This is a genomic window from Kothea flammea, assembly GCF_052161645.1.
GTDB lineage: Bacteria > Planctomycetota > Planctomycetia > Pirellulales > Pirellulaceae > Laterigemmans.
Genome location: NZ_CP197414.1, coordinates 1,426,251 through 1,451,339 on the forward strand (window position 1 = coordinate 1,426,251; position 25,089 = coordinate 1,451,339).

17 protein-coding genes are annotated in these 25,089 nt (G+C 54.2%); 6 read left to right on the forward strand and 11 right to left on the reverse strand.

Annotation, left to right across the window (positions count from 1 at the left end; genetic code table 11):
• Positions 1-346: 346 nt before the first annotated feature.
• Positions 347-1,264, reverse strand: coding sequence for a YybH family protein (locus SH139x_RS05015; RefSeq protein WP_488354191.1), 918 nt, complete (start codon positions 1,262-1,264; stop codon positions 347-349).
• Between the two features lie 127 nt (positions 1,265-1,391).
• On the opposite strand from SH139x_RS05015, the gene SH139x_RS05020 reads away from it, so the two are divergent.
• Together SH139x_RS05020 and SH139x_RS05025 are read left to right on the forward strand one after the other, a co-directional pair.
• Positions 1,392-3,227 carry a glycerophosphodiester phosphodiesterase family protein gene (locus tag SH139x_RS05020; protein ID WP_488354192.1) on the forward strand — a complete coding sequence of 612 codons (1,836 nt, stop codon included), beginning with the start codon at positions 1,392-1,394 and terminating at the stop codon, positions 3,225-3,227.
• Positions 3,228-3,300: 73 nt separating this feature from the next.
• Positions 3,301-4,377: a sialate O-acetylesterase gene (locus tag SH139x_RS05025; RefSeq protein WP_488354193.1), complete on the forward strand. Its 1,077-nt coding sequence runs from the start codon at positions 3,301-3,303 to the stop codon at positions 4,375-4,377.
• 20 nt (positions 4,378-4,397) lie between these two features.
• Here the strand turns inward: SH139x_RS05025 and SH139x_RS05030 are convergent, their stop codons facing one another.
• On the reverse strand, positions 4,398-8,657 hold the full coding sequence (locus SH139x_RS05030) for a sulfatase-like hydrolase/transferase (protein WP_488354194.1): 4,260 nt from the start codon (positions 8,655-8,657) through the stop codon (positions 4,398-4,400).
• Between the two features lie 121 nt (positions 8,658-8,778).
• Positions 8,779-9,717, reverse strand: a complete 939-nt coding sequence (locus SH139x_RS05035) for a dihydrodipicolinate synthase family protein (protein ID WP_488354195.1) — start codon at positions 9,715-9,717, stop codon at positions 8,779-8,781.
• Between the two features lie 521 nt (positions 9,718-10,238).
• Here SH139x_RS05035 and SH139x_RS05040 point away from each other — a divergent pair.
• Complete coding sequence (locus SH139x_RS05040; RefSeq protein WP_488354196.1) at positions 10,239-11,831, forward strand: arylsulfatase; 1,593 nt, start codon at positions 10,239-10,241, stop codon at positions 11,829-11,831.
• A 135-nt stretch (positions 11,832-11,966) separates the two neighbouring features.
• Here SH139x_RS05040 and SH139x_RS05045 read toward each other — a convergent pair whose 3' ends face one another.
• From SH139x_RS05045 to SH139x_RS05055, 3 genes are all read right to left on the reverse strand, one after another.
• Positions 11,967-13,268: a hypothetical protein gene (locus tag SH139x_RS05045; protein ID WP_488354197.1), complete on the reverse strand. Its 1,302-nt coding sequence runs from the start codon at positions 13,266-13,268 to the stop codon at positions 11,967-11,969.
• Between the two features lie 110 nt (positions 13,269-13,378).
• Complete coding sequence (locus SH139x_RS05050) at positions 13,379-14,731, reverse strand: DUF1552 domain-containing protein (protein WP_488354198.1); 1,353 nt, start codon at positions 14,729-14,731, stop codon at positions 13,379-13,381.
• A 539-nt stretch (positions 14,732-15,270) separates the two neighbouring features.
• Positions 15,271-17,796 (reverse strand): DUF1592 domain-containing protein, encoded by a 2,526-nt coding sequence (locus SH139x_RS05055; protein ID WP_488354199.1) that lies wholly within the window; start codon positions 17,794-17,796, stop codon positions 15,271-15,273.
• Between the two features lie 565 nt (positions 17,797-18,361).
• Here SH139x_RS05055 and SH139x_RS05060 point away from each other — a divergent pair.
• Positions 18,362-19,522 carry a CNNM domain-containing protein gene (locus SH139x_RS05060; RefSeq protein WP_488354200.1) on the forward strand — a complete coding sequence of 387 codons (1,161 nt, stop codon included), beginning with the start codon at positions 18,362-18,364 and terminating at the stop codon, positions 19,520-19,522.
• 278 nt (positions 19,523-19,800) lie between these two features.
• Positions 19,801-20,616: a DUF1559 family PulG-like putative transporter gene (locus tag SH139x_RS05065; RefSeq protein WP_488354201.1), complete on the forward strand. Its 816-nt coding sequence runs from the start codon at positions 19,801-19,803 to the stop codon at positions 20,614-20,616.
• A gap of 107 nt (positions 20,617-20,723) precedes the next feature.
• Here the strand turns inward: SH139x_RS05065 and SH139x_RS05070 are convergent, their stop codons facing one another.
• The 5 genes from SH139x_RS05070 to SH139x_RS05090 form a co-directional block, all read right to left on the reverse strand.
• Positions 20,724-21,026, reverse strand: coding sequence for a hypothetical protein (locus tag SH139x_RS05070; RefSeq protein ID WP_488354202.1), 303 nt, complete (start codon positions 21,024-21,026; stop codon positions 20,724-20,726).
• A gap of 165 nt (positions 21,027-21,191) precedes the next feature.
• On the reverse strand, positions 21,192-21,908 hold the full coding sequence (locus SH139x_RS05075; RefSeq protein ID WP_488354203.1) for a ZIP family metal transporter: 717 nt from the start codon (positions 21,906-21,908) through the stop codon (positions 21,192-21,194).
• A gap of 182 nt (positions 21,909-22,090) precedes the next feature.
• Positions 22,091-23,524 (reverse strand): OprO/OprP family phosphate-selective porin, encoded by a 1,434-nt coding sequence (locus tag SH139x_RS05080; RefSeq protein WP_488354204.1) that lies wholly within the window; start codon positions 23,522-23,524, stop codon positions 22,091-22,093.
• An 85-nt stretch (positions 23,525-23,609) separates the two neighbouring features.
• A complete protein-coding gene (locus SH139x_RS05085; RefSeq protein ID WP_488354205.1) occupies positions 23,610-23,849 on the reverse strand; it encodes a histidine kinase dimerization/phospho-acceptor domain-containing protein in 240 nt (79 codons plus the stop codon).
• Positions 23,846-24,178: a PAS domain S-box protein gene (locus tag SH139x_RS05090; protein ID WP_488354206.1), complete on the reverse strand. Its 333-nt coding sequence runs from the start codon at positions 24,176-24,178 to the stop codon at positions 23,846-23,848. Before SH139x_RS05090 ends, SH139x_RS05085 begins: the two co-directional genes overlap by 4 nt.
• Before the next feature lie 165 nt (positions 24,179-24,343).
• Between SH139x_RS05090 and SH139x_RS05095 the strand changes: the two genes are divergently transcribed.
• Entirely contained in the window at positions 24,344-25,069 is a 726-nt protein-coding gene (locus SH139x_RS05095; RefSeq protein ID WP_488354207.1) for a YceI family protein, read from the forward strand.
• Positions 25,070-25,089: the final 20 nt, after the last annotated feature.

The window sequence follows — 25,089 nt, forward strand, 5'->3', positions numbered from 1 at the left end:
GTGGGACGCGCGGTTGGCAGGCTGGGGAGTGTTGTTGGTCGATTGGGATTTGGGCGCGAGATGTTTGGGCGCGAGATGTTTGGGCGCGAAACGTTTGGGCGCGAAACAGCGGGGCGCGTAACCGGCGGACGGGGAGTTGGCATTGCGGGGCGAGATGGGCTGCCCCCACCCATGTGTGGCATGCTTGCCGGGCGGCGACCGCCAGCTGGGGCTCCGCCGACGCGACCACCGCCTTTGTTCCCACCTCCACCTTTAAATCCAAAAGTTGTCGTGGCCTGCAGGTTGAAGGTCGCGAACACGAGTAGCGCTGCGCAGAATGCAAGAATCCTCATGAGACGCAGGCCTGTTAGTTTGAGTTGGGAGTGGTTGTTGTTGAATTGGCTTCTTCGATGACTCGCTTCACGGTAACGACCTCTGAGGCGGGTTGGGGCTCCCCCTCGATTTCCCGTCCGATCAGCTGCACAGTGAAAGCGTCCGCATTTTGGAGGGTCATCACGTAAGTTCCCGATGCGGCTCGTCCGTCTGCCAGAGTTTGCGAGCTCTTGATCAGCCATTGATCATTGTTCCTCGTCCAAAGACCATCACCAAATGAGCCATCAGCATTAAACGTCCAGGAGCGGAAATGCTGGGCACGGGGATCCCAGCCAATAATTTGCGTGCTTTGGAGGGGCACGCCGTCGTCTCCATTGGCTTCAAATGAGCGGACTAGGAATGATCCACCGATCGCCGATTTCACCAAAACTCGCACCTGGGTTTCGCTGGTCGTGTCTTGCCACTCGCCCATCAACCAGTCAAGTTCCCGCAAAGCATTGGCAGCCGTCGCTGGTGGATTGATAGCTCGTTCCTCCAGCGTATCGATCGTCCACTGTCCATCGCGTTTCAGCAAAATGGCGGAGAAATGGTTGACCGTGGGGATCCCGCCAGTGGACAGCATCACCGTGCCGTCTGCGGTTGCCACATCGTCCTTGATCATTCTTACATTCTCGACCGAGCCCGCGAGGCTGAGGGTGTTCGAATTCTCAAAAACGGATTGGATATCCCTGAGGATATCGCCACGACCTGTTGTTCGCTCACCACTTTGCTGATCGACATGGATGGCGTTCTTCCCCCACAGCGTCTCAATCGTCTTAAGGTCTTTACTGTTGAAGGCAATTACATAAGCATTAATAGCCTCACGCACTGAGCCTTCGTCGGCGGATGCTCGCTCCTCGCTGCAGAAGGGCAGGAAAAAAGTTACCAGGCAAGTCAGTAGGAAAGGTCGCATGGGGATTTTTGGTGAAAATGAGGTGTGGCTGACAGCCGTGTTGACCGTATTCACTTATGTTAACCTTAGTTTCCAAGAGGGCAACCAACTTTGAATAATTCCTCTCGCCACAAATTTAGAAGTTAAAGTGTTCAGAAAAGTACTTACCAACCTGTCGGCATGTGGGAGCAACTTGGTCGTCAGCGACTTGTTGTTCAAAGCGACCAGCGTATTGTTGTTGACGCCGATCGTCAGTCTGTTATTTCGATTATTCCTCTACGTTTCCGGCCGCGATGTCTTGGCCGATGTCGATATCGCGCGTTTTCTGTTGCATCCTCTTGGTGTGCTTGCTTTTATCACGGTTGGTGGAGCCGTCTTGTGCGTGTTCGTGCTCGAGCAAGCGATGTTGATGACCATTTGCTTGGCCGCGGAGCAGGAAAAAGAGGTTGCACCGCGGCAAGCATTGTTGTTTGTGATGACCAAAGGGGCTGGCCTGTTGCGTCTGACAAGTCGCGTGGTGGCCCGGCTCGGGATGATTGCACTCCCCTTTTTGTTCGGTGGGGGAGCGATTTTTTGGCTGCTGCTCACTGAACGCGACATCAATTTTTACTTGACACGTAAACCACCAGTGTTTTGGATTGCCGGTCTGTTAATTGGTGGCCTGTTAATGGGGTTGGCTGCTCTGTTATTACGGAGGCTCGCCGGTTGGGTGTTTGCCTCGCCTTTGCTCGTGTTCGAGGGGTACGCACCAGTCGCCGCGATGAAAGAGAGTGAGCATCGCGCCGCTGGAAAACGCTCGGCGATCTTGCGACGGTTCGTGTGGTGGGCTGTGATTAACATTTCGCTCGCGTTTGCGCTGAACTTTGCCACCGTAAAGCTCTGCCAAAATTTGGTTTCCATCGGGGGATTTAGCCTTTGGGCGTTAACCATATCGGTGGGCTCGGCAATGGCACTCGCGGCGCTCGTGAACTTTTCCGTTAGCATGCTCGCAAATGCTTCTTGCGCGTCGTTGCTTGGTATTACCTACGCGGCCGTCTCAAAACCCGCAACGTTTCGTTTGCCGGAACCGATGGCAACCGATTCGTCCTGGAAACTGCCTGAATTAACTCGTTTTCGCATCGTGGTCATCAGCCTGGCCGGTTTGTTGTTGGCCGGGGTGATCGGAGGGCTGGCGATTCGTAGTATTGAATTGAAGGATCAGGTCCAGATCACCGCGCATCGTGGCGGTGCTGGGGTAGCTCCCGAGAATACGCTGGCTGCGATTCGATATGCGATTAGAGATGGGGCGGATTGGATTGAAATCGACGTGCAAGAATCGAGTGACGGGGTCGTGATAGTCGCCCACGATAGTGACCTGGCAAAAGTGGCAGGCAATCCAGTGAAAATTTGGGCCGCCACGGCTGAGGAATTGCGGAAAGTCGATATCGGAAGCTATTTCGATGAACGCTTTCGAGACGAACGCATTCCGACGCTTGACGAAGTGCTGCGGTTGTGTAAAGGCAAAGTTGGGGTAAATATAGAACTGAAATACTACGGGCACACGCAAGATCTTGAGAATCGAGTGATCGAGATGGTGGAGCAGTATGATATGGGCTCTGAGATTGTCATCATGTCGTTGCAAATGGACGGAATCGAAAAAGTGAAATCTCGGCGTCCCGAATGGACCGTGGGATTATTGACCGCAGTTTCTGTGGGGGATTTGACGCGAGCCAAAGCCGACTTCTTGGCGGTCAGCAGCAAGTTGGCGACTCGCAGGTTTGTGCGGACCTCTCATGGCCGTCAAAAAACAGTCTCAGCCTGGACCGTGAATGATGCTTACACGATGTCTGCAATGGTCAGCCGCGGAGTTGACAACTTGATCACCGACTATCCGGCGTTGGCTCGCGAAGTGCTAGCGGAGCGCGAAGCGATGAGTCCATTGGAGAGACTGATGGTCGAGCTCGCTTTCTTCCTTGGTGTCACGCCCGCCGCAAATGGCCAGTAAACTAGCCTTCCTTTTTCTAGTTAAAATGAATCTACGACGAAATCAATTCACTAGCCGACATCGAGGAAAACCCATGCTCAATAGGCTCTTGTTTATTCTGATGCTGAAATGTTTGCTTACAGTAGTGTTTTGCGCACCGCACCTAGCTCACGGCGGGGATAGCGGTCAACTTCCCGCACCCGATGGGGAGCCGGCGGACATGAGCAAACCGGTGCAAGTGTATGTGTTGCTGGGCCAGTCGAACATGCTTGGTTTTGGCAAGATCAACGGCGGCGACGGGGCGCTCGAGCCCGCTGTTAAAGAAAAACGCCTTTATCCATACTTAGTTGATGAAGCTGGAGCGTGGACCGAGCGTAAAGATGTGCGCAACGTCCGCGTGATGGGAAGCGGCACCGGTGGCATGAAGCTGTTCAACAACGAATGGATGACCGTCAAAGGAAAAGCCATCGGTCCTGAAATTGGCATCGGATATCAGCTGGGGCACGCTCTTGACTCGCCCGTGATGATCCTCAAAAGCTGCATTGGGAATCGCGCGCTGGGCTGGGATTTACTGCCGCCCGGGAGCGAGGGCTTTGAGTTTACCGACGATAAGGGCACCACCTGGGTGCACCCTGGGTATGGAGGCACTCCTGAGCGCTGGGAAAAGGGGACGGAGCCGAAGAAGATCAACTGGTATGCGGGCATGCAGTATGACGGGGATATCGCTCGCGCAAAAAGCGTGTTGGCTGAACTCGATAAGTATTATCCCGGTGCGAACGCATACGAAGTGGCTGGTTTCTTTTGGTGGCAAGGTGATCGAGACAGTCGCAGCGCGGCTCTTGCCAGTCGGTATGAAAAGAATCTGGTTCATCTCATTGAGCAGCTTCGCAAAGAGTTTAACGCGCCGCGGGCAAAGTTTGTTTGCGCCACGCTCGGGCAGACTAAGCAAGGAGACACCGACAATGGCGGGAAAATTCTTGACGCGATGATGGCTGTCGATGGCGAATCAGGGAAATACCCGCGGTTCCAAGGGAATGTGGCCACCGTTTACACCCATCCGCTCTCCAAGGGCGGCAATTCGGGAAGCCATTACGGCGGAAACGCCGAGACTTACATGAACGTTGGAGAAGCCATGGGTAAAGCGATGGTCAAGTTGTTGGCGGACGAGTGAGGTGGTTCTCGCTCGGGCATTTAGTTCTCCGGCTGTACGCTGACCTCCAGCTTATGAAAAATCGCATCGGTGTCGACGACTCGAAGTCCTACCGCGCCTCGGTCATAAGTCGCGTCAACGTGCTGAATCTGTTGTTCGGCGTTGTGCGATACGATAATTTGGTCGTCAACAACTTGGACCGTTAGACGCTGCAGCTTGTTGGTGTCGATCGTCGTCTTGGCCCTGCCCAGCTCTTGCCAGGTATTGCCGTCGGTGCGACCGAGTATGACCAGTTGGCTGCGCGGGATCAGGCCCGCAAAGTATCCTCGTTGGGCATCGTAGCCAATCGATGCAGCAGTTGTGCGAAACAGAATGCCAGCATCCCTTCCCTCGGCATTACCTTGAAAGTCGATTGTGACATTTACGGTAAGATTCTTGGGAGTATCGCCAGTAAAAACAACTTTCTCGCCGGCACGATACGCGTTGATCGGTTGAGGCGGAACTTTGCCCAGCCTGATTGATTTTTCGGTGCTGGTTATATATTGATGATGGCCAAAGTATTGATAAGCATCTAGGGAAAAGTTAGCTCGTGATCGTCTGTCGCCCGCCGGTTTGGCCAGCGCTTTGCCAGCAGAGACTGGTTCTCCGAACAAGGGAAACCCTTCACTGTCCACTCGCATTGGCTGGGCAAAAATTGCTCGTTGCCAGCCTGGTGCGCGTTGCCGCTTCGCATGGAAGACATGCCACCATTCTTGACCATCCAAAGATTGGACAAAACAGGAGTGGCCAACTCCGAACGTTGACGGCGATGCGGTAAATACCGGCTTCGCACGTTTCCTCCAGGAGGACGGTAACAGGGGATCTTCACCGACAAGTTCGAGCAAGCCCAATTTGTAAGTAGGCAACCAAGAAGCACCGCAGGAATAGACGACCGCGGTTTGCTTGTCAGTCTGCCACACCTGGGGCGCTTCGTGTAATCCGCGTTTGAATTTGTCTGGCTCAATGCGTTCCCACAAATGGTCGTCGTTATTGCAAATTCGCACGCGCGGACCGGCGAGCTTGATTGGTGATTCCAGTGGTGCAATGTAAAGATATTGCTGGTCCGAGCCTGGTTGATCCCAACCTGACCAAAGGGCGTAGCGTCGGCCGTTGTGTTGCAAAACGGTCATGTCAATCGCCCACAGGTTTGGCGAGCGTCCATCTTCGCCGTCGCCGGTGGCAAGTGGGCCGTGCAATTCATAATCACCCAAAGGGTCGCTCGTTTGGGAGCGGAGCACATAGGTTAGATGGTTTGCATTGTCCCCGTCTGACGCGGCGAAATAAATGTGCCATCGCTCGTCCAAGTAGTGCAATTCGGGGGCCCAAATTTGCTGCGACACCGGGCCGGTTGCCGGAGCTTTCCATACAATATGTTTGCGGCCCATGGAGCTGACGATGTCACTGGTGTGAATCGCGATTGCTCGATTGGCTTCCGACATGCACCAGAGATAACGCGGTGCGTTTGGATCTCGAATCACCCAGGGGTCGGCACCTTCGCCAATTGGATTGACAAATTCATTCGGTTTCAGCGAGCCGACTTTCGCCGAACTTTGCCATTGTGGGTCACCCGCATCTCGCGGCATTTGGGCGTTCCACTTGGTCACCGCTTCGTGCAACCGGCTAACGATATCGGGATAAGCCTTCACCAAGTTGTTGGACTCGGCAGGGTCGGCGATCAAGTTGTATAACTGTGGTTGGCTGTCGTCATAATTCACTAAATATTTCCAGTCCCCATCGCGAACCGCCAGGTCGGGATTATCTTCGTCAGCACGGCCGGGGCGATCGGGTGGCCTACGCCAAAAGATCGGTGCTTGCCTGCCCGCGGCTGAGTGACCAAGCAGCGTGGGCAAAACGGCTTCGCCGTCAAGTGGGACGTCAGGAGCAATGCCGGCTAAAGTATAGAGTGAGCGATTGATGTCCAGCGCGCACAAAACGGCCGCATCGTTACTGGTACCGACCGCTGACTTGGAGACCAATCCGGGCCCCCAGACGATCAAAGGTGAACGAATTCCACCTTCATAAAGCCACGTTTTCGCTCCTCGCAATGGAGCGGAGGCCCCGGCACCCTCTTCGTGACCATTGTCGCTCATGATCAGGATCAGCGTGTTTTCGCGGAGATCTGGGTCATTTCGCACACGATCAAACAGTTTGCCTAACTGTTGGTCCATGGCGTCCAGCACAGCGTAATAGAGTTGCCGTTTTCTGCCGTCGGTTTGGTCTCTCAACTCTTGCGGGGGAAAGAATGGTGAATGAACATCATCGGGCCAAAGGTTGACGAAGAACGGTTGGTCGGTGGTTTGCGCGTGATCGATGAACTGCATTGCTTCGTCAACGAAGGCCGCGGTAATCTGACTACGGTCTTCCCAGCGAATGGGACCGCGACCGAGACTGGCGGAGCCCAAATCGTGCCGCTTTGGCGGTCGACCATCATAGGCATCTTTGAGTGGCAATACGCGTGGTCCGAGACCTTCAAAATTGGTCAAACTGCGGTCGAACCCATATTTGTTTATGAGTGGCGCGTTACCGACGTCACGCTGGCCCCCCATGTGCCATTTGCCAAAGTGTCCGGTGGCGTATCCCGCCTGTTGCAATTCCCTAGCCAGCATGGGAGCGTCTTTGTCGAGCCACTGTGCCATGCCACGGTCTCGATTACTTTGGCGATTGGCAAGGTAAGAACTAATCCGGTGTCGTTGCGGGTACTGGCCGGTCGAAAGAGCGACTCTCGAGGGTGAGCAGATTGGCGAATTGACATAGAAGTTTGTAAATCGTAGCCCTTCACTGGCGAGTCGATCGATGTGCTCAGTCGTCGTTTGCGTACCGCCGTAGCATGACAGGTCGGACCAGCCCATGTCGTCGATAAAGACCGTGATGATGTTGGGCTTGTTCTCCGTTGATATCAATTGGGGCTGGCCGAAGACACTTTGCGTATCGCCAGTTTCTTTCATCCATGCGTCCAATCTTTGACGCATACTGGCGACACGTGCGTGTTGGCTGGCATCCTCGATCAGATTTGTTTGTTCATAAGGATCATTTGTGATGTTATATAATTCCTCAGCCGGACGCTGTAGGTAACGTTGCACTAGTCTTTTTGCCTGCTCATCGGTTGCGGCTATGTCGAGCCAGCTTGGCCAGTAGCCATTGTCTGCAATCGTCTTGGTGACATGACTCCCGAAACGAAACTCGGGGTGCAGGTTGCGAACATATTTCCAACCGTCAAGCGTCCGTGCCGACCGCATTGGAAAGACGTTAAAGTCGCCATCTCCACTATGTGTGGTAAAGATACAATCACGATGAGATTCGGATTTTCCGGTTAGCACTCCGAGAAACGAACGACCGTCAATGGCGTCCGGTGGTTCTTGTCCGGCGACCTCCAGTAAAGTCGGCAGCACATCGATCCAGGAAACCAGTGCGTCACTGCGCTTTCCGGTTGCGACCCTTCCAGGCCACGATACGATCATTGGCGTGCGGATGCCGTCGTCGTACAGGTTCCATTTTCCAAAGGGCCACTGCGCGCCATGATCGCTGGTGTGGAGAAAAAAAACCTTTTCTCCCAGAACTTGCCGCGCGGCGTCGTAAACCTTGCCCAGTTCAATATCCATGGTGCGAATCGCAGCCACATATTTGGCCCGCCAAAGCCGCGAAATTGGCGTGTCCACATGATGGGGCGGGATGACCAACTCTCGGGAGGCGATGGCGCTGACATCTTCCGGCCAGGGAACGTGCGGCCAGTTCGTGCCCACGAATAGGCACAATGGTTTTTTAGACTCGCGCATCCGCAGCCACATGATGGCCTCATCGACTGCAACATCATCGTGATAGGTGAAATGCAGGGCGACATCAAAGCCATATTCGGGCGTCTGTTGATAATGCCCCACTTTACCGAAGGAGGCAACTTCGTATCCAAGTTCTTGCAGGTATGCGGGCAGCTTTTTCAAATTTGCATTCGGGCGAGCGTGATTTGCTTCGGCACCATTGCGTGGTGGGTACAGCCCGGTCAATAAGGCCGCGCGACTGGGGGCACACGACGGGGAGGCGACAAATGCGTTATCCAGCGTCATGCCAGCATCGGCCAGTCGCTGCATGTTTGGCGTCTCGATGTCCGGTGAGCCGTAAACCGACGAGTCTCGCCAGGTGTGATCATCTGAGAGGAAGATCACCATGTCAGGCAGCGTGTCCGTTTCGCTACCAAAACATGGGCTGCAAACTTGTGACAAAAGCCAGATCAGTGGTAGGCAGGTGGCCCGCACAATGTTGAAGAGCATCAAGCTATTTCCACTTTTTCGATTGAAACAAAACCATCGGTGGTATCGCCCCAGACGTTATACCAGTTTGCTCGGGTTATTTAATCGCCATGCGGCTATTCCGCGATTTTTTGAGGTCGTTTTAGGAATCAAGTCTTTGCAAGATATCTTTCAAAATGGCGACGTCCGATTCTGGGCGTTGTGGGCTGCCGGGATAGATCCACGAAGATTGGAGCCAACCTCGGAGCTTCAGGAATTGGGCGGCATTATGTTTGTAAGCGGGGACCGGTGCTCGGAAGGCAAGAAAACCAAGATACTGTAATAAGTCGTTGAGTTCGTAGAAATCACTATCACCTTGCTCCCACATCGCGTCGCGACGAGCAAACTCGCTCGGTGCAAAGGTGCTCAGGCCGAGCAAGTAGTCGCTGCCATACATCACCATATCGATCGCCAAGTCATTTCCTGTTAGCACTAAGAATTCAGGGCGAACGGCGTCCCGCAGTGCGAGTCGCTGCCATTCCAGTCGGCGGTTTAACGATGAATGCTTGGCGCCTAAGCATTGAGGGATCCGGATTAGCTGTTCGTAAACTTCCAGGTCGTAGATGGCGCCGAATGGCGCGAACATGGTCCCCAGTTCAAAGGCGTAGAATGATCCTGCGTACTGGCCGATTCTCGCATAAGCATCGATCAATTGACTGGCAGGCTGTTGTGTTAATCCATAGCTCTGGAAAATTATTGGTGTGCCGCCGTAAGTTAAGATTTCGTCAATCCGAGCGCGGTACTGGTCGAAATCGAAAGCCGCTCCCGGTTGGTCACCAACAAAGGCACCCGCAATGAAGGGACGTCCGGCCACGGTTTCCTGCGTCGCTCGCAAGACTTCGAGACGTTCGCTGGAGCTGATCAGGTTTCCATAACCGGTGTCCATGTTTACGGCGGGGACCAATCCCGCCTCCGCAGTCCGCCCGATATGCTCGCGCAGGCCGGGCCAGTCGATTTCTGTTTTGGACAACATGGGTAGCAAGATCGCCGACATGCCAGTGATCTTGCGGCGGTAACGAATGGGGGGGGAGGTGTTTGTCATTTGCGTCATTATAAGCGGTCATTGGTCAACCGACCTGACAATTTAGGCAATGCCGATTGGCGTGCCAGGCAAGCTGCGAAAAGGGAAGCAGCCGCAGGTAAAAGCGTATTGGCCAGCGATTACTCTTCAAGGGCTGAGTAAATCAGATCCTCGCGTGAGCTTTCATTCATCGTCCGGTCAGTCGCGCGCATGCAAATGGCTTTCGTTGTTCGCTTGTCGGTTTGCCGAAGGCGAATGGGACTGCTCTGCCGCGTTATTTTACGCTGATGGTCAGTTAATTGCTTGGCGAATCCAGCAGCACATAGTAGCGTGTGGGGCACGAACTCGCATCATCTAAACGGGTTGTTTTTGGCTGGCATATGCATCCCTGCGACCGGTCCGTGTTCGAAGCCGCTCGATCAGCCCCAGTGTACGGGCCGATCGTTGCTGGTCAGAACCTGAATCCAAGCTGGTTTTCTGGTATCATTGCCGCGGAGATGGAGGGAAACTGACTGGGCGATTTCACTGCACAAACGAGAATCATGAAACAAATTATTTGCATAGCAACCGCAATAACCGTCCTGTTTTGCGGATCGCTTTTCGCGGCGGATAAACCGAACATCGTTTTTATTCTCGCCGATGATTCGGGTTACTCCGATCTCGGTTGCTATGGTGGCGAAATAGCGACACCCAACCTCGATGGCCTGGCGCGGAACGGCTTGCGATTTTCGCAGTTTTACAACTCGGCACGATGCTGGCCCACCCGCGGTTCGCTGCTGACAGGCTATTACGCGCAGCAGATTCATCGAGACAAGTTGCCCGACGTCAACGGTGGTGGACAAGGGGTGCGGCAGAAGTGGGCTCGGTTGCTTCCCGATTTCCTCAATTCGGCCGGCTATCGCAACTATCACAGCGGCAAGTGGCATATCGATGGCAAGGTGCTTGCTGGTGGTTTTCACAGATCGCTCAACATTCGCAATCAAGGCAATTTCTTTACAGCCAAAGGCAACTTCATTGATGATAAACCTGTGACACCGCTTGCGGATGAGAGCGGCTATTACAGCACCATTGCCACCGCCGATCACGCTATTGAATGCTTGAAGGATCATGCTGCCAATCACGCAGCCAAGCCATTCTTTCATTACTTGGCTTTTATCGCACCTCACTTTCCACTACACGCCTTGCCCGAGGACATTGAGAGGTATCGTGATCGTTATCTCGACGGCTGGGACAAAATGCGCCAAGCACGCTTTGCACGGCAACAGCAGATGGGGCTGGTCACGACAACCTTGTCGGAGTTAGAGCCTGAGGTGGGGCCACCCTATGCCTTCCCTGAGGCGATCGCAAAACTTGGGCCGGGTGAGGTCAACCGTCCGCTGCCGTGGAGTGAATTGACCGATCAGCAGCGCCGCTTTCAGGCTACCAAGATGGCCATTCATGCCGCGATGGTCGATCGCATGGACCGAGAGATCGGCCGCGTTGTTGAGCAACTGAAAGCAATGGACGTTTTTGACAATACACTGATCCTGTTCGCTTCGGACAACGGAGCCAGCGCTGAAATCATGGTGCGGGACGGCGGTCACGATCCAACTGCGCCTCTCGGCAGCGCCGCCAGTTATTTGTGTCTGGGGCCAGGTTTCTCGAGCGCTTGCAATACCCCTTTCCGGCGTCACAAAACCTGGACTCACGAAGGGGGTTGCGCAACGCCCTTCATTGCACACTGGCCGGCGGGTATCGCGGCCCGCGGTGAGTTGCGTCACACACCCAGCCATGTCATCGACTTCGTGCCCACCGTTCTGGAGCTAGTCGGTATCGAAAAGCCGCGGGAGTGGGACGGCGAGCCGATTCCGGCTGCGCCCGGGCGCAGCCTCGTACCTGCGTTCGCGAAAGACGTGATTGTCGCTCGAGACAGTTTGTGGTGGTTGCACGAGGGGCATCGCGCCATTCGCGTCGGGGACTGGAAGCTTGTCGCCGCGAGGGATACTGACTGGGAGCTTTATGATCTCAGGACGGACCGCGCCGAGCAACGTAATCTCGCAGCGAAGATGCCAGGCAAGGTGCGGGAACTCGCTGCCTTGTGGCAGGAGCATACCGATGCAATCACCACGCTGGCAAAAAAGGACTTAGCCGACTAGCTGCAAAACAAAGTTAAGCCAAGGCATGGGCAAGTGATCCCTTTCATCTGCGTCCCCCCCCGCTGCCTATTTCCTCACTATCAATCGTGATCGCGCCTGCTCTCGAGGTGTATGCGGCGAAGTTTTGATGGTTGGTTAGTATTTGGGAAAGATGGCCGGTGAGGGAAAACGGTCTTCGTGGCTATTGTTAAAAAGGTATTCCTCACGAGGCAATTGCATCTTGGGCCAGCTTTCTGGGCGAATACGGACAATTCGCGTGGGGCGAATGCCTTCGATGATTAGGTCGGTCTCAAACTGGATTTGGATGCCGCTGCTGCCGAGCGGAATTTCTGCAGTTGCTTTGGTGACATTAAGGATCTTGCCATTTGAGGCCATGTGGCCCGGGCCGTAGTGGCCGGAGGTGTGTTTCAAGGTGTTCTCGGCTCCATTGATTTGTGCCGTGATCCCCGTCCGAAAGTCGGCATAGAGCGAAGGATCCATCCCTCCGAATAACGTCGCAGTGACCGTCGCGCGACCAAACTTGCCATATTCCACCGCATCAACCCAGCCTGGCATCCAGCGACTGCGAATGAACACATTGTGTGATTCGGTTTGAAGTTGAGCGGCATGTTCGATGGAGGCGTCGTCCAGCCAGATGTCAGAGATGTGAAAGCGAGTAAAGGCGCCGCTGAGTCCATCTCCCGCCGCGGGCCTCCAAGTGATCCCCAGCAAGACTTCCTGCTCGCCGAGATCTTTCTTCCCGCGGGAGGGCCAAGCGTCTTCTGTGACCATGTCGGCGATGGTGATCCGTTCGCGGCCGCGCCAGATGCGGGTGGCGGCGTCGAAGGTCAACTCTTCCTCAGCAGGCTCGAACTCTTCGGCCCCCTTTGGTTCTCGGCTGGCAATGATTATCCCTGCGTTGTTCTCCAGTTTTACTTCTTTGAGCTTCCAGACCATTCCCTGTCGCAGGCAGTGGCTGGGCTCGTCTTCCAGCAGCAGCAGATGGTTTTCGGCAGGTGCGGTGCCAATGCCGCGATAATGCCCAGCATCTTTGTTCTTGTTGTCAATCGGCAAGACGGGCACGGCGGAAATCATCGGATCGGGCGGTAGAAAGCCGCGGACGTGCATCACGGTGCCGAGCGGGATATCGCGCAGGGCCGCCGCTGCGCCGTGATATTGGATGGCGCCGTAGGGAAGCATCGCGAAAGGTTGCGGGTCGTTGCGATAAAATTTGCCAGTCCCCTCAACGCGAATGCTGCCCCGCCGGTTGGCGTGGTCCACAAAGACAATTTCGCCCCGATAGGAGTGGGCTTTTTCCAAAGGGGGAAACTTGCCCGCTACGGGGCGAAACGGCTCCGGTTCGTCAGCGATGCTGGTGGCGGTGGCCAGCAACGAAAGGCTCAGCCAAAACACGCTGGCTCCTAAGGCTAAATTTCGAATCAAGTTTATATAAACCATTATTTTATTCTGCCCGCTTGTAGCTGTCGAAGAGCGCGACACGAAAAATGTAAGATTTGATTATGTGACTTTAATATATCGACAGTCTTGTCATCAAACCAAGAACTCTATCATACTTCAATAACAGAATTGCTGTCGCCGAATTGATCAATCTCGACCCCCATCCGCTGCGCCATCATCAGCAGTAAGTTGCTCATGTGAGCCTTCGGATTCGCCGGGCGACTGCACAGTCGGTAATGTTCAGCGGGTTGGTCAAGGTTGTAACCATCGAAGTGGCCTTGGTTGAAATCGAGATGGCTGCCGTGACGCAGTCCCATCTCCGCACCGCCAGCGAGCACAAGTGGCAAATTGGCGTTACCGTGGCTGTGGCCGTAAGACATGCCGCTGCCGAACAGCGACATCGTCGAGTCGAGCAGCGGTTTGCCGTTGACGTCCTTGGTTTCCGCGAGACGCTTCAAAAAGTAGCTGAATTGCTCGATGGCAAAGGTGTCATAGTTAGTGAGTTTTTCCATATAGCCAACGTCGCCGCCATGGTGGCTAAGCTGGTGTCTAGACTCTGTGATACCAATTTCCGGAATGGCAATCGCTTGGCCTTCGCCCCCCATGCTGAATGTGGCCACCCGAGTCACATCGGTTTGAAAGGCGAGCACCATCAGGTCGTAGACCGTGCGGAAGTAGTCTCCCGCCATGGTCACGGCGATGTCGCGGTTGGTGCGTTTACGGTCGGCGTCCGAGATCTCGGGCAGTGGCGTGTCGAGCCAAGCATCAGCCCGGCGCGTGCGGATCTCGGCTTCTCGCACCGAGGCTAGATACTGTTCCAGCCGTCCTTTGTCGGCGGCACCCATTTTTTGCTCGAGCCGCCGCACTTCAGCCAGGTTGTCGTCAAGCACGCTGGCTTTACGACGCAACTTGCGTCGCTGGGCTGCCACGCCCCCTTTGGGCTTCTCGAACAGCGACGCGAAGATCTCGCTGCAACGCCGCAGCGGAGGCAGTCCCACACCGTCAGCCGTCCAGGCTAACGACTCCTGGTTAATAGCGATCTCCATTGAAGGATAACGCGTGTGCTGGGCAGTAACCTCTGCCATTCTCTGGTCCACCGAGATCGTATTGCGATCCGTGGGACCTAGCTTGCCGCCCGTCAACCAGATCTTAATACAATTATGATGATGTCCGAGTCCGCCTGGATGGTGCAACCCGCTGATCGGTGTGATCACATCGCGGAATTTCTCCAGCGGCTTTAGTGACCGGGAAAACTCATACCCCTTGCCCGGAGCCGTGATCTGGTAGTTTAGCGAGTGGACACCGTTGGCCAAGTAAATAAAAGCGCTGCGGCGAGGCGAGGAAGTCGGTTCAGCAGCCCGCAGCGGGAACATGCATTCCAGCATTGGCAGTGAAATGAAAGTGCCCATCGCACGGAGAGCATGGCGACGGTTGAGCAACCAAGCTTGAGAAAGGAAATTCATTGGGGAGCCTTTAGTGGTTAGTGGTTGAGGATGGCGGGGTCGACTGAGGGTGTCGGCGTCGTACTTGTGGTTTGCGAGTTAAAGAATGACTAATTATTATTGGAAACTGAAAAATGCAGAATGGGAAGATAGAAGAATGCTAGCTGTTATTTGAGTGTGTTAGATTTACTTTAGCTGTGACTAGTGATTTGGCGATTATTTTGCAGAGCTGGTCCCATTCGTTCCTCAAGAGCTCAAGACGTTGTTCTGGGATTAGCTCTGATTAGTCAATTAAGAGTATCCACACTGAGCTTCCTCGCAGTTCTTTCAGCACAACTCCCAGTTCGGCATAATTGGGAGCCGGAGAAGTTCCTGACCGCACAAGCTGACCTGCGATGTGTTTGCCCAGTCGGGTGCCTGGCATAGCATCGACCGCTTTCCCCACTCGAACCGCAAACTCCAACAGCCTCTCTTCCATATCCGTTCACTTTCGAGTTTCACCCCTGCCATTATTTTGCATTTTCCAATCTCCATTAAATAATAATCATTCACTCAGCGCTCTACCTCTTCTTCATCAGTTCCGACATCGCCACCGCGCGTACGATATCTTTAACTCCGTAATGATTCGCTTTAGCTTCAACAAAGATCGCCATGATATCATCCGCATCATCGACGGTGAGTACGCGGCGCAAGGCGTACGTACAAAGGTGTTCGATAAATGCTCGCGTAAAGTTATCCTGGTCTTCGAGCAGCAATTGTTTAAAGTCTTTTGCGTCGTGAAACTTGCGGCCATCGGGTAGCACCCCCGAAGCATCAACTGGCGGATCTTGGCCTTTGCCACCATCAACTTTCTCGTGCGTCCGCCACTGGCCTATGGCATCGTACTGGTCAAAGGCAAAGCCGAGTGGATCGATGTTGCGATGGCAAGCCGCGCAGTTGGCGATCTGGGCATGCACGGCCAGTCGTTGTCGAATCGTGATTTTTTCACCTTCCGGGGGAACCGGTTCGATCGGATCCACATTCGCTGGAGGTGGTGGTGGCGTCTTGTTGAAAATCGCTTCGCTGAGCCACACCCCGCGATGCACGGGACGATGGCGAGTGCCGTCGGACGTTAAACCGAGCACCGCGCCCATCGTCAGCAGGCCTCCTCGGTGATTCCCAGGTGTTAGTTCGGCACGTTGAAAACCACTCGCATTTGGCTCGGGCAACCCGTAGAAATCGCACAGCCGAGCGTTAACCATCGTCCAGTCGGAATCCATGAAGTCATCCAGCGGCAGATTGTTGGCAAACATCTCGCGGAAGTATTCGACCGGCTCGTTCCGCATGCTTGTTTCGAGCCAATCGTCATAGCCGGGAAAGAGCTTTTTGTCGGGCGGAAACATCCCCACTCGGTGCAGTTGCAGCCATTGTCGCGAGAAGTCGTCGACAAAGCGTTGGATGCGTTGGTCTGTGAGCATGCGGTCGATCTCCCGCTTAAGATTTTCGCCCTTCAATTCCGCAGCGTCGGCAGTTGCGAAGAGGGCATTATCGGGCATCGAACTCCAGAGGAAATACGACAGCCTTGAGGCGAGTTCCCAATCGGTGAGTCGTTGCCGGGGGACCGATTCGCCCTCGACCAAGTAGATAAAGTTTCTTGATGTTAGCACACCCTGCATCGCGATCCGGTAGGCATCAACCAGTTCTTCGCCCGCGTCGCGTTCGGCTTGGTAAGACAGCAGGTAGTTCTCCAGCTCTGCTTGTTCGACTGGCCTTCGCCAAGCGCGGCGGGCAAAGCGTTGCAGATGCTCGGCTACGACTTGTAGCGTCGCATCGTCAGGTGGTAGCACGCCATGGCGTCGAGATTTCTCGGCTTCCGTAACCAGAGGTCCTTCCCACTCAATCCAATCGAGGAGGACAGTCGAAAAGAGACCGTTTCCTTTGTCGTCAAACATCTGCGGAGCGTTTGGGTCTAACAGCAGTGGTTCGCTGCTGTGCGTAAAAATATATCCGTTCCTGTTGGTGAGCGCGTTGCGGAATGCCGAGCCTTGCCTATCGTCCACCATATCGGTGGCCACCACGCAAAAGTCGAGATTTATTGGCATCTCCAGCAGCACTTCAAACTCGTGGATCTCTGGGGAATCCTCTGGCGCGGTGATGTCAAATTCAATCAAGCCAGTGACGTTTTCTCTACCAGCGCCGGTCACTTTGCCGATACTCAAGTGGGCTGGCTGACCGCCGGGCGGGCGAATCCCGCTAGCTTGGATGCAAACTTTGTAGAGCCCACTATCTTGCGGTCCTGTTTTTCCGAACCAACCTGGTGAAAAGGCGGTTTGAACGCGGCCGGGAAAGAGCAGGTAGCGCAGCGGCCGTTTGATGTCGAGCCGATCCAACGCTTCTTGCTGCGGTCTACCGCCGCCGTACCGTAACTCGGCAGCCGTTTTCCGCACCTTGCGAGCTTCACGCGAGGTGGCGGAGAAAGCCCGGTCGAGTATGGTGTCTGCGGCACGGTAATAACGATCAATATGTGATGATGAGAGTGACAGCTCTGAGCCAATTCGCTCGTAGCCGTGCCACAGCGTGTCTTCATTCAACTCACCTGGCTGCGTCGGGTCGTAGCGAACGCCAAGCAGGTCGTAGACCGTGTTTTGGTATTCTTTGCGGCTCAGGCGGTAATGCGCCACTGCGGGCCGAGCTGCCATCCGCGCGGCTCTCCCTGCTCGAATCAACGAATCGAGTTTAGTGACAAATTTCGCGATCTCGTCCTGTGTTGGTTGTGGTTCATCTTCCGGGGGCATTTCTCCTGAATTGACGCGCTCCATCAGCTCCGCCCAGCGATGCGATTCTCCGCCCAGTTCAAAATTTCGGGAAAGCAGGTCGATGCGCAGTTCCCCTTCTTCGTTCTCGGGGCCGTGGCAACTAATGCAGTGCTTCGCGAGAAATGCTTCGAATGGTTCTCTCCCGCTAGCGTCACCGATGGTGGTGAAGCTAGCGAATATCAGTAGCACTGCGTGAACCGCTCTCTGCAGGCTGATCCGGGGCATTACATGCCGCCAGTGCCAGTGCCAGTGCCAGTGGCAAGCAGCGAGTTGCGTTGTGAAAAAAATCATGAGTTTCATATCAATGCTTGATTATGGTGATCCACTTGAATGTTATCAAAAAATTGATGGTTGAAGGATGTGCATCGATCGACTAACGGACCTTCATTTTACACGCCAAAATTGCTCGTCGCCGCGTTTGTTCGCATTTTGTTTCATCCCTTTTTGCGCTGAAGATTCTGTTGACGATCAGCGGAGGTAGTGAGGCGATGTGCAGCGAATTACGAGTAAAGATGGGAAAAAAGCGATTTTTGCCAGACAAGTAGTTTGCTAAGTGGCTGAACACTAGCCGCGAACCTTGCACTTCATCTCGCGAACGCCTTTCGCTAAACTGGTGAGACGAGGATTGACGGGCCGTCAAGGTTACTGATCGCATGGCGGCCCCTGGGTAAATGCGACACCAACATTTTTCGATGCTTAGCAGTGGCTTCGGAATGAGCGATGTTTTAGAGTCGCTTTTTGCTTTGCGAAAGTCTGCGCAAATGCTGCCTCCGTGGAGCGAAAGACGACAATAAATTTCTGATCGCTCCTTAACGTTCTTCTTTTTCAAACTTTCTCCACTCAGCCGAGTAACCGCGTGAACTCTCCGCATATTGATTGTCTTCTTGCTGTGGCGACATCGTCTGGTGGTTCCGCCACCAGCGGTAACTGGACGATGCTGATCATCTTTTTTTGCTTGGCCATTCTCATCTCCTTTGCCTGCTCGATTTTTGAAGCGGTCCTGCTCAGCGTCAGTCAGCCATTTGTTGCCACCATGAAAAAGACTGCCCCGGCGGTAGGCAAGCGGTGGGAGCAACTCAAGTTACATGTCGACGGGCCACTTACGTCAATTTTAACGCTCAACACGATCGCTCATACGGTTGGGTCTATCGGCGTCGGCAAGGAAGTCGCGGGACTAGCTAAAGATTCGGGGTACGCAGGCTGGATCGAAGGTCTGACGGCGGCGCTGATGACGTTCGCCGTACTCGTACTTTCGGAAATTATTCCCAAGACGCTGGGAGCCAAGCATTGGCGAAAGCTCGCTCCAGCCGTCGGTATTATGTTGGAGAAACTAACTTGGATGATGACGCCAGTGGTCTGGTTTATTCGCATGTTCGGTGGTTCCGGCCATGGTGAGGTGGAGTTCAGTCGTGAAGAGTTGAAAGTGATGGCAGAAATCGGTCGCAAGGCAGGGAAGCTCCATGAAACAGAATCACGAGTTCTCGCCAATTTGCTGCACATGCGCGACAATGAAGTTGGCGATGTGATGACACCCCGCGTCGTCGTTTTTACTTTGCCTGAGAGTATGACGGTCGGGGAGTTCATGCAGCAGCATGAGAAATCTCCCTTCTCTCGGATCCCAATTTTTCGCGAAACCCCCGATGATGTTTCAGGCTTCGTGCTTCGCGATGAAATCCTACTTGCCGCCAGCAAGGACTTGGATGACACCAAGCTATCGGAACTTGTGCGACCTTTGTATTCGGTCTCTGACAAGCTGCAACTAACGCGGGCGTTCGATCAGATGCTTTCCAGTCGCTACCATCTGGCACTGGTGGTCGATGACTATGGTGGGATCGCTGGATTGGTCACTCTGGAGGACATCGTGGAAACGTTATTAGGCCTCGAGATCGTCGATGAGGCGGACACAAAAACCGATATGCGAGAGTTTGCCCGTTCGCAGTGGGCGAAACGTGCTCGCAAAATGGGAATCGATGCACCCCACGGCGGATCGCAAACGGACGCCAGTCTTGGTTCATAGACCAATGGGTTTGCCAACCGTCGGTATTAGATCGCCAAGGCGATCGCTTGATTACGGGAGTTGGTCTCTGGGGTCAAATCCATCGTGAGCGTTGTCTACCCCTAAGAGGCATCGCACCTGTATTCTGGCTAGTCATATGAAAGCAGTTGCGCCCCTTGAATGTGCGGTTCTTCGCGGCTAGATTGCTAAAGAAGGAACGGGAAGCTATTTATTCGTTTACTGTACCCTCGCATTGAGGTACAAGAGTTGATTTATATCAATCGCTTACGGGGCTCTGAATGTCAAGCGACGGTCCACAGATTGGAAATTCGCCCTATGCGGCTGACGGCCAGTATGGTGCACCCACGTCACCAGCAAAGCGATCAAACGCGCCTGTGACGATCATTATTGTGCTTTCAGTGGTGCTTGTATTTACCCTGATGGTGTGTGCCGTGTTTGGTGCACTGCTGTTGCCCGCCATTCAAGCGGCTCGTGAAGCGGCGCGGAGGACGTCAGATTCAAACAATATGAAGCAAATCGCTTTGGCGATGCACAACCACGACGCAGCGCATGCAGGACTTCCATTGCCAGCAGTCCTGGACTCTGAGGGTCAGGAAGTTCTCTCATGGCGAATTCGGTTGCTGCCCTACATTGAACAGTGGGCTCTTTATGAGCGAGTCGACCTAGAGAATCCAAAGCCGTGGAACGCACCCGAAAATGCGTTCCTCTTAGAGTTTAGGCCGATAACTTATGCATCAACTCGCGCTGAGTTAGTTCCTGCGTTGGCAAATGTCTTTGTTATCGCTACTAACCCTGGGCCACCTGAGAGCGTGCAGGCGGCGTTCACCCATGGCGAAAGCGTCTCCTTCAGTGACTTCGAAGACGGTTTATCCAACACGATCCTGGCTGTTATGTTGACGCAAGCTGCGGTGGAATGGACGAAGCCATCAGCGTTGACGCCTGAGGAAGCTTTTGCGGCGATTCAAAATGAACCTCTGGGAGTCACCGTGGCAATGGCTGACGGCTCTGTTAAGTTTCTGTCCAAAACTATCGATCACGCGACCTTCATGGCGCTCTGCACTCGCAACGGTGGGGAGCGAGTTCCGGCTTATTAGGTGACTTGGGAAGTCTCTCGCCCGGGAAGTATTTGTGTTCGGTTTTCGGGTCTAGAGGGATTGCGATTTGTTTTGCCTGTCGCCGACACCTACTCTGGGGCCTTTGCTTATTTAGTGCAGACGACTTTGTCGTAGACTTCGGTCTCGACGAGATGGCTGTCAATCGAAGCTAGCTCTACCTTGCCTTCTGAGCCCTGACAACTCGTCAAACGCCAACTTCCATCGGGATTGCGTGTGAAGAGATCGATCGAGTGTCGGTCTTGAGCGATCAAAACGTAATGCATCAAGCTGGTGATCGTTCGATAATGGTCGAACATCTCGCCCCGATAGTACTTGGAGCGAAATTCGGCCTTCCGCTCGCGATGAAGACAGTCTTCGGGGGTGACATACGACTTGGGGACAGCCGACATGGGACGCGTGCTTGAAACGGGCAGAACGTATTTTCGAGGTTGAGATTGTAACTGAAAATCGGTGCGTCCGGCTCCCGTTTGACATTCTCCAGCGGTTAACCTGAAGTGCTCGCGATACCACGCACTTCGCTCACCGCCATGTGGATGTCACAAAGACGCAAAGATCTAACCTTCCAGCAAGACCTGCCCAATGACACCTAGCAGAAATCCCAAGACCGCACCGATGGCCGGTGCACGTTGATCTTGACTCTTGGATTGTGGGGCCAAGTCCTGAAAAGTCAGGTACAGGATGCCACTAGCGGCAAACAGCATGATGAAGCCGACGACACGTGGGTACGCTGCCAAATGTTGATAGCCGACCCAGCCGGCCAGCGGCCCCAGCGGGACGCAGGCGGCCAGTAACAGGAGCAGTTTCTTGTCGCCGATATTGGCGCTCGCTTTCAGCTCACGAAACGCATTGAAACCCTCTGGGAGGTTTTGCAGGGCGATTAAGACCGCCAACAATGACCCGCTCGCCTCGCCGTGCGCGAACGCGGCCCCCAATGCAATCGCTTCGGGGATGAAATCCGATAGCATCGCGACCAACTGAGCGATGGAATTCCGCGACCGGGCTAGCAGGGTTTCCAAGCCCCAAAACACGACTGCCCCTGCAACGAGCGCGGCGGCGATCCAGCTGAGCGAAAGTTCTTTCACACCATCGGGAACCAGCACCAACGCGACTGCCGACACCAACACGCCGCCACCGAACGCGATCACGCTATGGCGAAATTCTTGTTCGAGCCACCGCGGTGAAATTTTTTCCGCCATCGCGATTGCTCCACCGATCGGAATCGCGGAGCCCGCCAGCGTGGTCAACAATAATACTTGAACGAATTCACTCAAGGCACTTGCTCTGTCAATCCTGAGGACCGGGCCGCTTCAGCGTAGGCCAGCTTACCGTCTCGTTGTCGCAGGCATAGGGCTCGCTGACAAGGAATTGCAGGCCCAGTATAGCAGTGGCACTCCGGCTGCACTCGAGTCCGGCTGAAACGGTGCAAGCTTCAACCGCACGGCAGGCTATGGAGCTAGAAGGCAACTTGCGCTCGCATCGCAAACAAGTCTGCGGCACTTTCGCCGTTAATTCGGCTGTCTAGCATGGCGTGGATATAGTTGAACTGGAATTTGGTATTTGGATTGAGGTACCAGTTCAAACCGCCAGTTAGATTGTTGAGTCGCCCACCTTGAACGTCTGCGTCATTCAAGTCGATCATCGACCATCTTGCTGCGACTTCCCAGGCTCCGATACCTCCACTCTTACTAACGCTCTGTTTCGGTGTCACTCCACCGAAGACACCGGTTTTGCCGTTATACGGGCGACGTTCACCGGTCAAAAAATATCCGGCGTGAGCGTAGGCACCGGAAAACGCGACAGCGTTGTTACCCTGACGATTGACGAATGCGGCGATCACTTCTGACTGAGTGTAGAAAGAGCCTCGAGCCATTGCCAATTCAACGTTTGCCAAATGGACATTTTCTGTTGCCAACAGGCCAGTGTCGACGAAGGGCGGTAAGTTGCTTGGAACTCCCACAGGAACCAGGGCCCCGCCGCCGGTTTCGCCGACGAAGATCTCGGGTTGATTTCGATACTGGACGAGGTCATTGGCCGGATCGATGAAGCTGTAGCCGCCGCCAATATGTATTAATACATCGGTATCTGGCTGATTGATGAGTAGTCCGGTTACACGTGTTGACATGCCGTAGCCACCGTTATCGCCCACATTTCCACCGAACGTATCGGTTGGAAAACGGAAACCAGAAATTGCATAAGTTGCCAGTTCGTCTTTGCTGTTGCCGTAAACCATGGCTCCGATCTGACGAAACGGTAGGAACGCGAACGGCAGGGCCCGCTCCAAGAACGGCAATTCCTTGACACTCGTCAAACCATCCATCCCCAGCGGTTGCCGGAATTGTCCAATCCGAAGATTGCTCGAACCCACGGCGTCATCCAGTTCCAACCAGACATCCATGAAACTGGGGCGGCCAGGAAACGCGAAGTCCATTTCCAGCATGTAAGCAACATTGTCCCAAGCCTGTCCGACGGCTGCCAAACGAGCGCGACGAAAGTCGGCGCCGTCTTGAACATCTCCATCGGATGCAACGCCATCTCCAACCGCAATCTGGTTTTCGAGGCTTTGGCTGGCCCATAAAGCATCCGCTTGAAAGAACCCTGTCACTCGCACGTTCGGAAAGCTCGGCTTTGCGTCCGGCTCGGTGGTGGTGCAGTAGACTTGTTCTGGACTCGTCGTCTTGAGAGCATCGATCTGACCTTGCAGGTCAGCCACGGTTTGTTGCCAATCCGAAGGAAGCATCACGCCGCTGGTGTCGTTTTTCGAATTATTGACAATGATTGGCGTCCGCGATTGTCCCTCTGCCGACTGGTGAATGCCGAGAGTTAACCAACAGACAACTAAGGCAATCAGAGGGCTGGCAGGCAGGGGAATCTCGCGTTGAATAGACATCCTTGAAGATCCCCTCGTGAAACTTGCGGTAAGGCTAGAGCGTACCGGTCCTGCCGTTAAATTTCGCCCTGCCTGTTGTATCGGTTCATCCGTTTGTCCGACTTAATCCATTTGATGGACAAGCGTAGTCCAGTAAACCGTTGACGTAGCGTTCCATGCGACGAATTTCTTGTTCGACGAGTGCCAAATCATCGGTGGGTAACCCCTCTTTGGTATCTTTTGCACAATTGACGTGGATCAACATCTTGATCAACATCTTGATCGACGTCAGTTGATTGCGGATCTCATGAGCAACACCGGTCCCGAGTTGTGCTAGCGCCGTCATTTGCTGTGCTCGCAACGCTTGGGTTCCCGGGCCATCGTGATCCGCTCCTGTTCGGCTTTTTCAAACTCGGTTAGGTCGCGAATGATCGCAATTCTTGTTTGCCGGGATTCCGGCGGATAGTCACTAACTGACACCTGAATCGGAAAAGTCTCACCGTCGCTTCGCAGCGCATGGATACGAAACTCGGCCGGTACTTGTTTTTTGCCAGTTGCGAAAATTGCAACGTCATTCCTGTTCGATTGGCGAAGTCGATTGACCCGCGGAAAGTGAAAAAAGATGTCCAGCGACGTGGACAGCCTTTGTCCAGGCGATGCGGTCTGACCCGGCATAGAAATTTCTTGGGAACAATTGAGTCAAAAAAAACGGGGAATTTGCCGGCATGCACCCAACTGATCTTGGTTCGGTACTGGCTTTGCTTTCAGAATATGACCAGCGGCATATTCACTGGACGAAGCCCGACACGCTCCAAAGCAAAAATTTCAAAGGATGCTGACATGCTTTACTCCCACTCCCATCGTTTTTGCATCGCCCTAATGGTGGCGGTGTTGGTTCCATGGACCATCTTCGCTAGCACATCTCCCACCGCTTGCGGTCAAGAAGTCGGCACGCCGTCTTACCAACCGGCCGATGTCCAGACTCAAGCGAGTCGTGTTTATGTGTTTGTGGACAAGACGGGACTTGGGCACCAACACGGGGTGGAAGCGAAGCTTTTGTCCAGCAGGCTGGTGTTGGGAGCGGCTCAGAATGCGGGGAAACTTACCTTCGACATGAAGTCATTCGAAGCCGACACACCAGTTGCTCGAAAGTATGTCGGCCTGGAAGGAACGACTGACGAGGGAACTCGCTCTGCCGTGAACAGCAACATGAAAGGCTCGGCAATTTTGAATGTTGCCAAATATCCGACGGCGACGTTCAAAATTGATTCGGCAATCGCTAGCGGCCAAACTAATTCCAGTGGATTGCCCATCTACGAATTGAAAGGCAATTTCACTTTACATGGAACGACACGCCCGTTGGCCATCAGCGTTGAAGTTGAACAGACACGCGGCTGGTTGCACATTCGCGGTAGCTTTGTCATCAAACAAACGTCTTTCGGCATCACGCCTTACTCGAAAGCCTTCGGAGCAATCGGTGTTGCGGATCCGTTGAAGATCTACGGCGACCTCTATGTCGCCCCGACCGCCAGCGTCGCGATGACAGACATCCCAACCCGTCAATAATTCACCGTTGCGGCAACAGC

Excerpts from the sequence above, each read along its gene's own strand:
- SH139x_RS05015 (WP_488354191.1), bottom strand. The coding sequence starts at position 1,264 with ATGCGACCTTTCCTACTGACTTGCCTGGTAACTTTTTTCCTGCCCTTC.
- SH139x_RS05025 (WP_488354193.1), top strand. The coding sequence starts at position 3,301 with ATGCTCAATAGGCTCTTGTTTATTCTGATGCTGAAATGTTTGCTTACA.
- SH139x_RS05030 (WP_488354194.1), bottom strand. The coding sequence starts at position 8,657 with ATGCTCTTCAACATTGTGCGGGCCACCTGCCTACCACTGATCTGGCTT.
- SH139x_RS05035 (WP_488354195.1), bottom strand. The coding sequence starts at position 9,717 with ATGACAAACACCTCCCCCCCCATTCGTTACCGCCGCAAGATCACTGGC.
- SH139x_RS05040 (WP_488354196.1), top strand. The coding sequence starts at position 10,239 with ATGAAACAAATTATTTGCATAGCAACCGCAATAACCGTCCTGTTTTGC.
- SH139x_RS05045 (WP_488354197.1), bottom strand. The coding sequence starts at position 13,268 with ATGGTTTATATAAACTTGATTCGAAATTTAGCCTTAGGAGCCAGCGTG.
- SH139x_RS05050 (WP_488354198.1), bottom strand. The coding sequence starts at position 14,731 with ATGAATTTCCTTTCTCAAGCTTGGTTGCTCAACCGTCGCCATGCTCTC.
- SH139x_RS05055 (WP_488354199.1), bottom strand. The coding sequence starts at position 17,796 with ATGATTTTTTTCACAACGCAACTCGCTGCTTGCCACTGGCACTGGCAC.
- SH139x_RS05065 (WP_488354201.1), top strand. The coding sequence starts at position 19,801 with ATGTCAAGCGACGGTCCACAGATTGGAAATTCGCCCTATGCGGCTGAC.
- SH139x_RS05070 (WP_488354202.1), bottom strand. The coding sequence starts at position 21,026 with ATGTCGGCTGTCCCCAAGTCGTATGTCACCCCCGAAGACTGTCTTCAT.
- SH139x_RS05080 (WP_488354204.1), bottom strand. The coding sequence starts at position 23,524 with ATGTCTATTCAACGCGAGATTCCCCTGCCTGCCAGCCCTCTGATTGCC.
- SH139x_RS05085 (WP_488354205.1), bottom strand. The coding sequence starts at position 23,849 with ATGACGGCGCTAGCACAACTCGGGACCGGTGTTGCTCATGAGATCCGC.
- SH139x_RS05090 (WP_488354206.1), bottom strand. The coding sequence starts at position 24,178 with ATGCCGGGTCAGACCGCATCGCCTGGACAAAGGCTGTCCACGTCGCTG.
- SH139x_RS05095 (WP_488354207.1), top strand. The coding sequence starts at position 24,344 with ATGCTTTACTCCCACTCCCATCGTTTTTGCATCGCCCTAATGGTGGCG.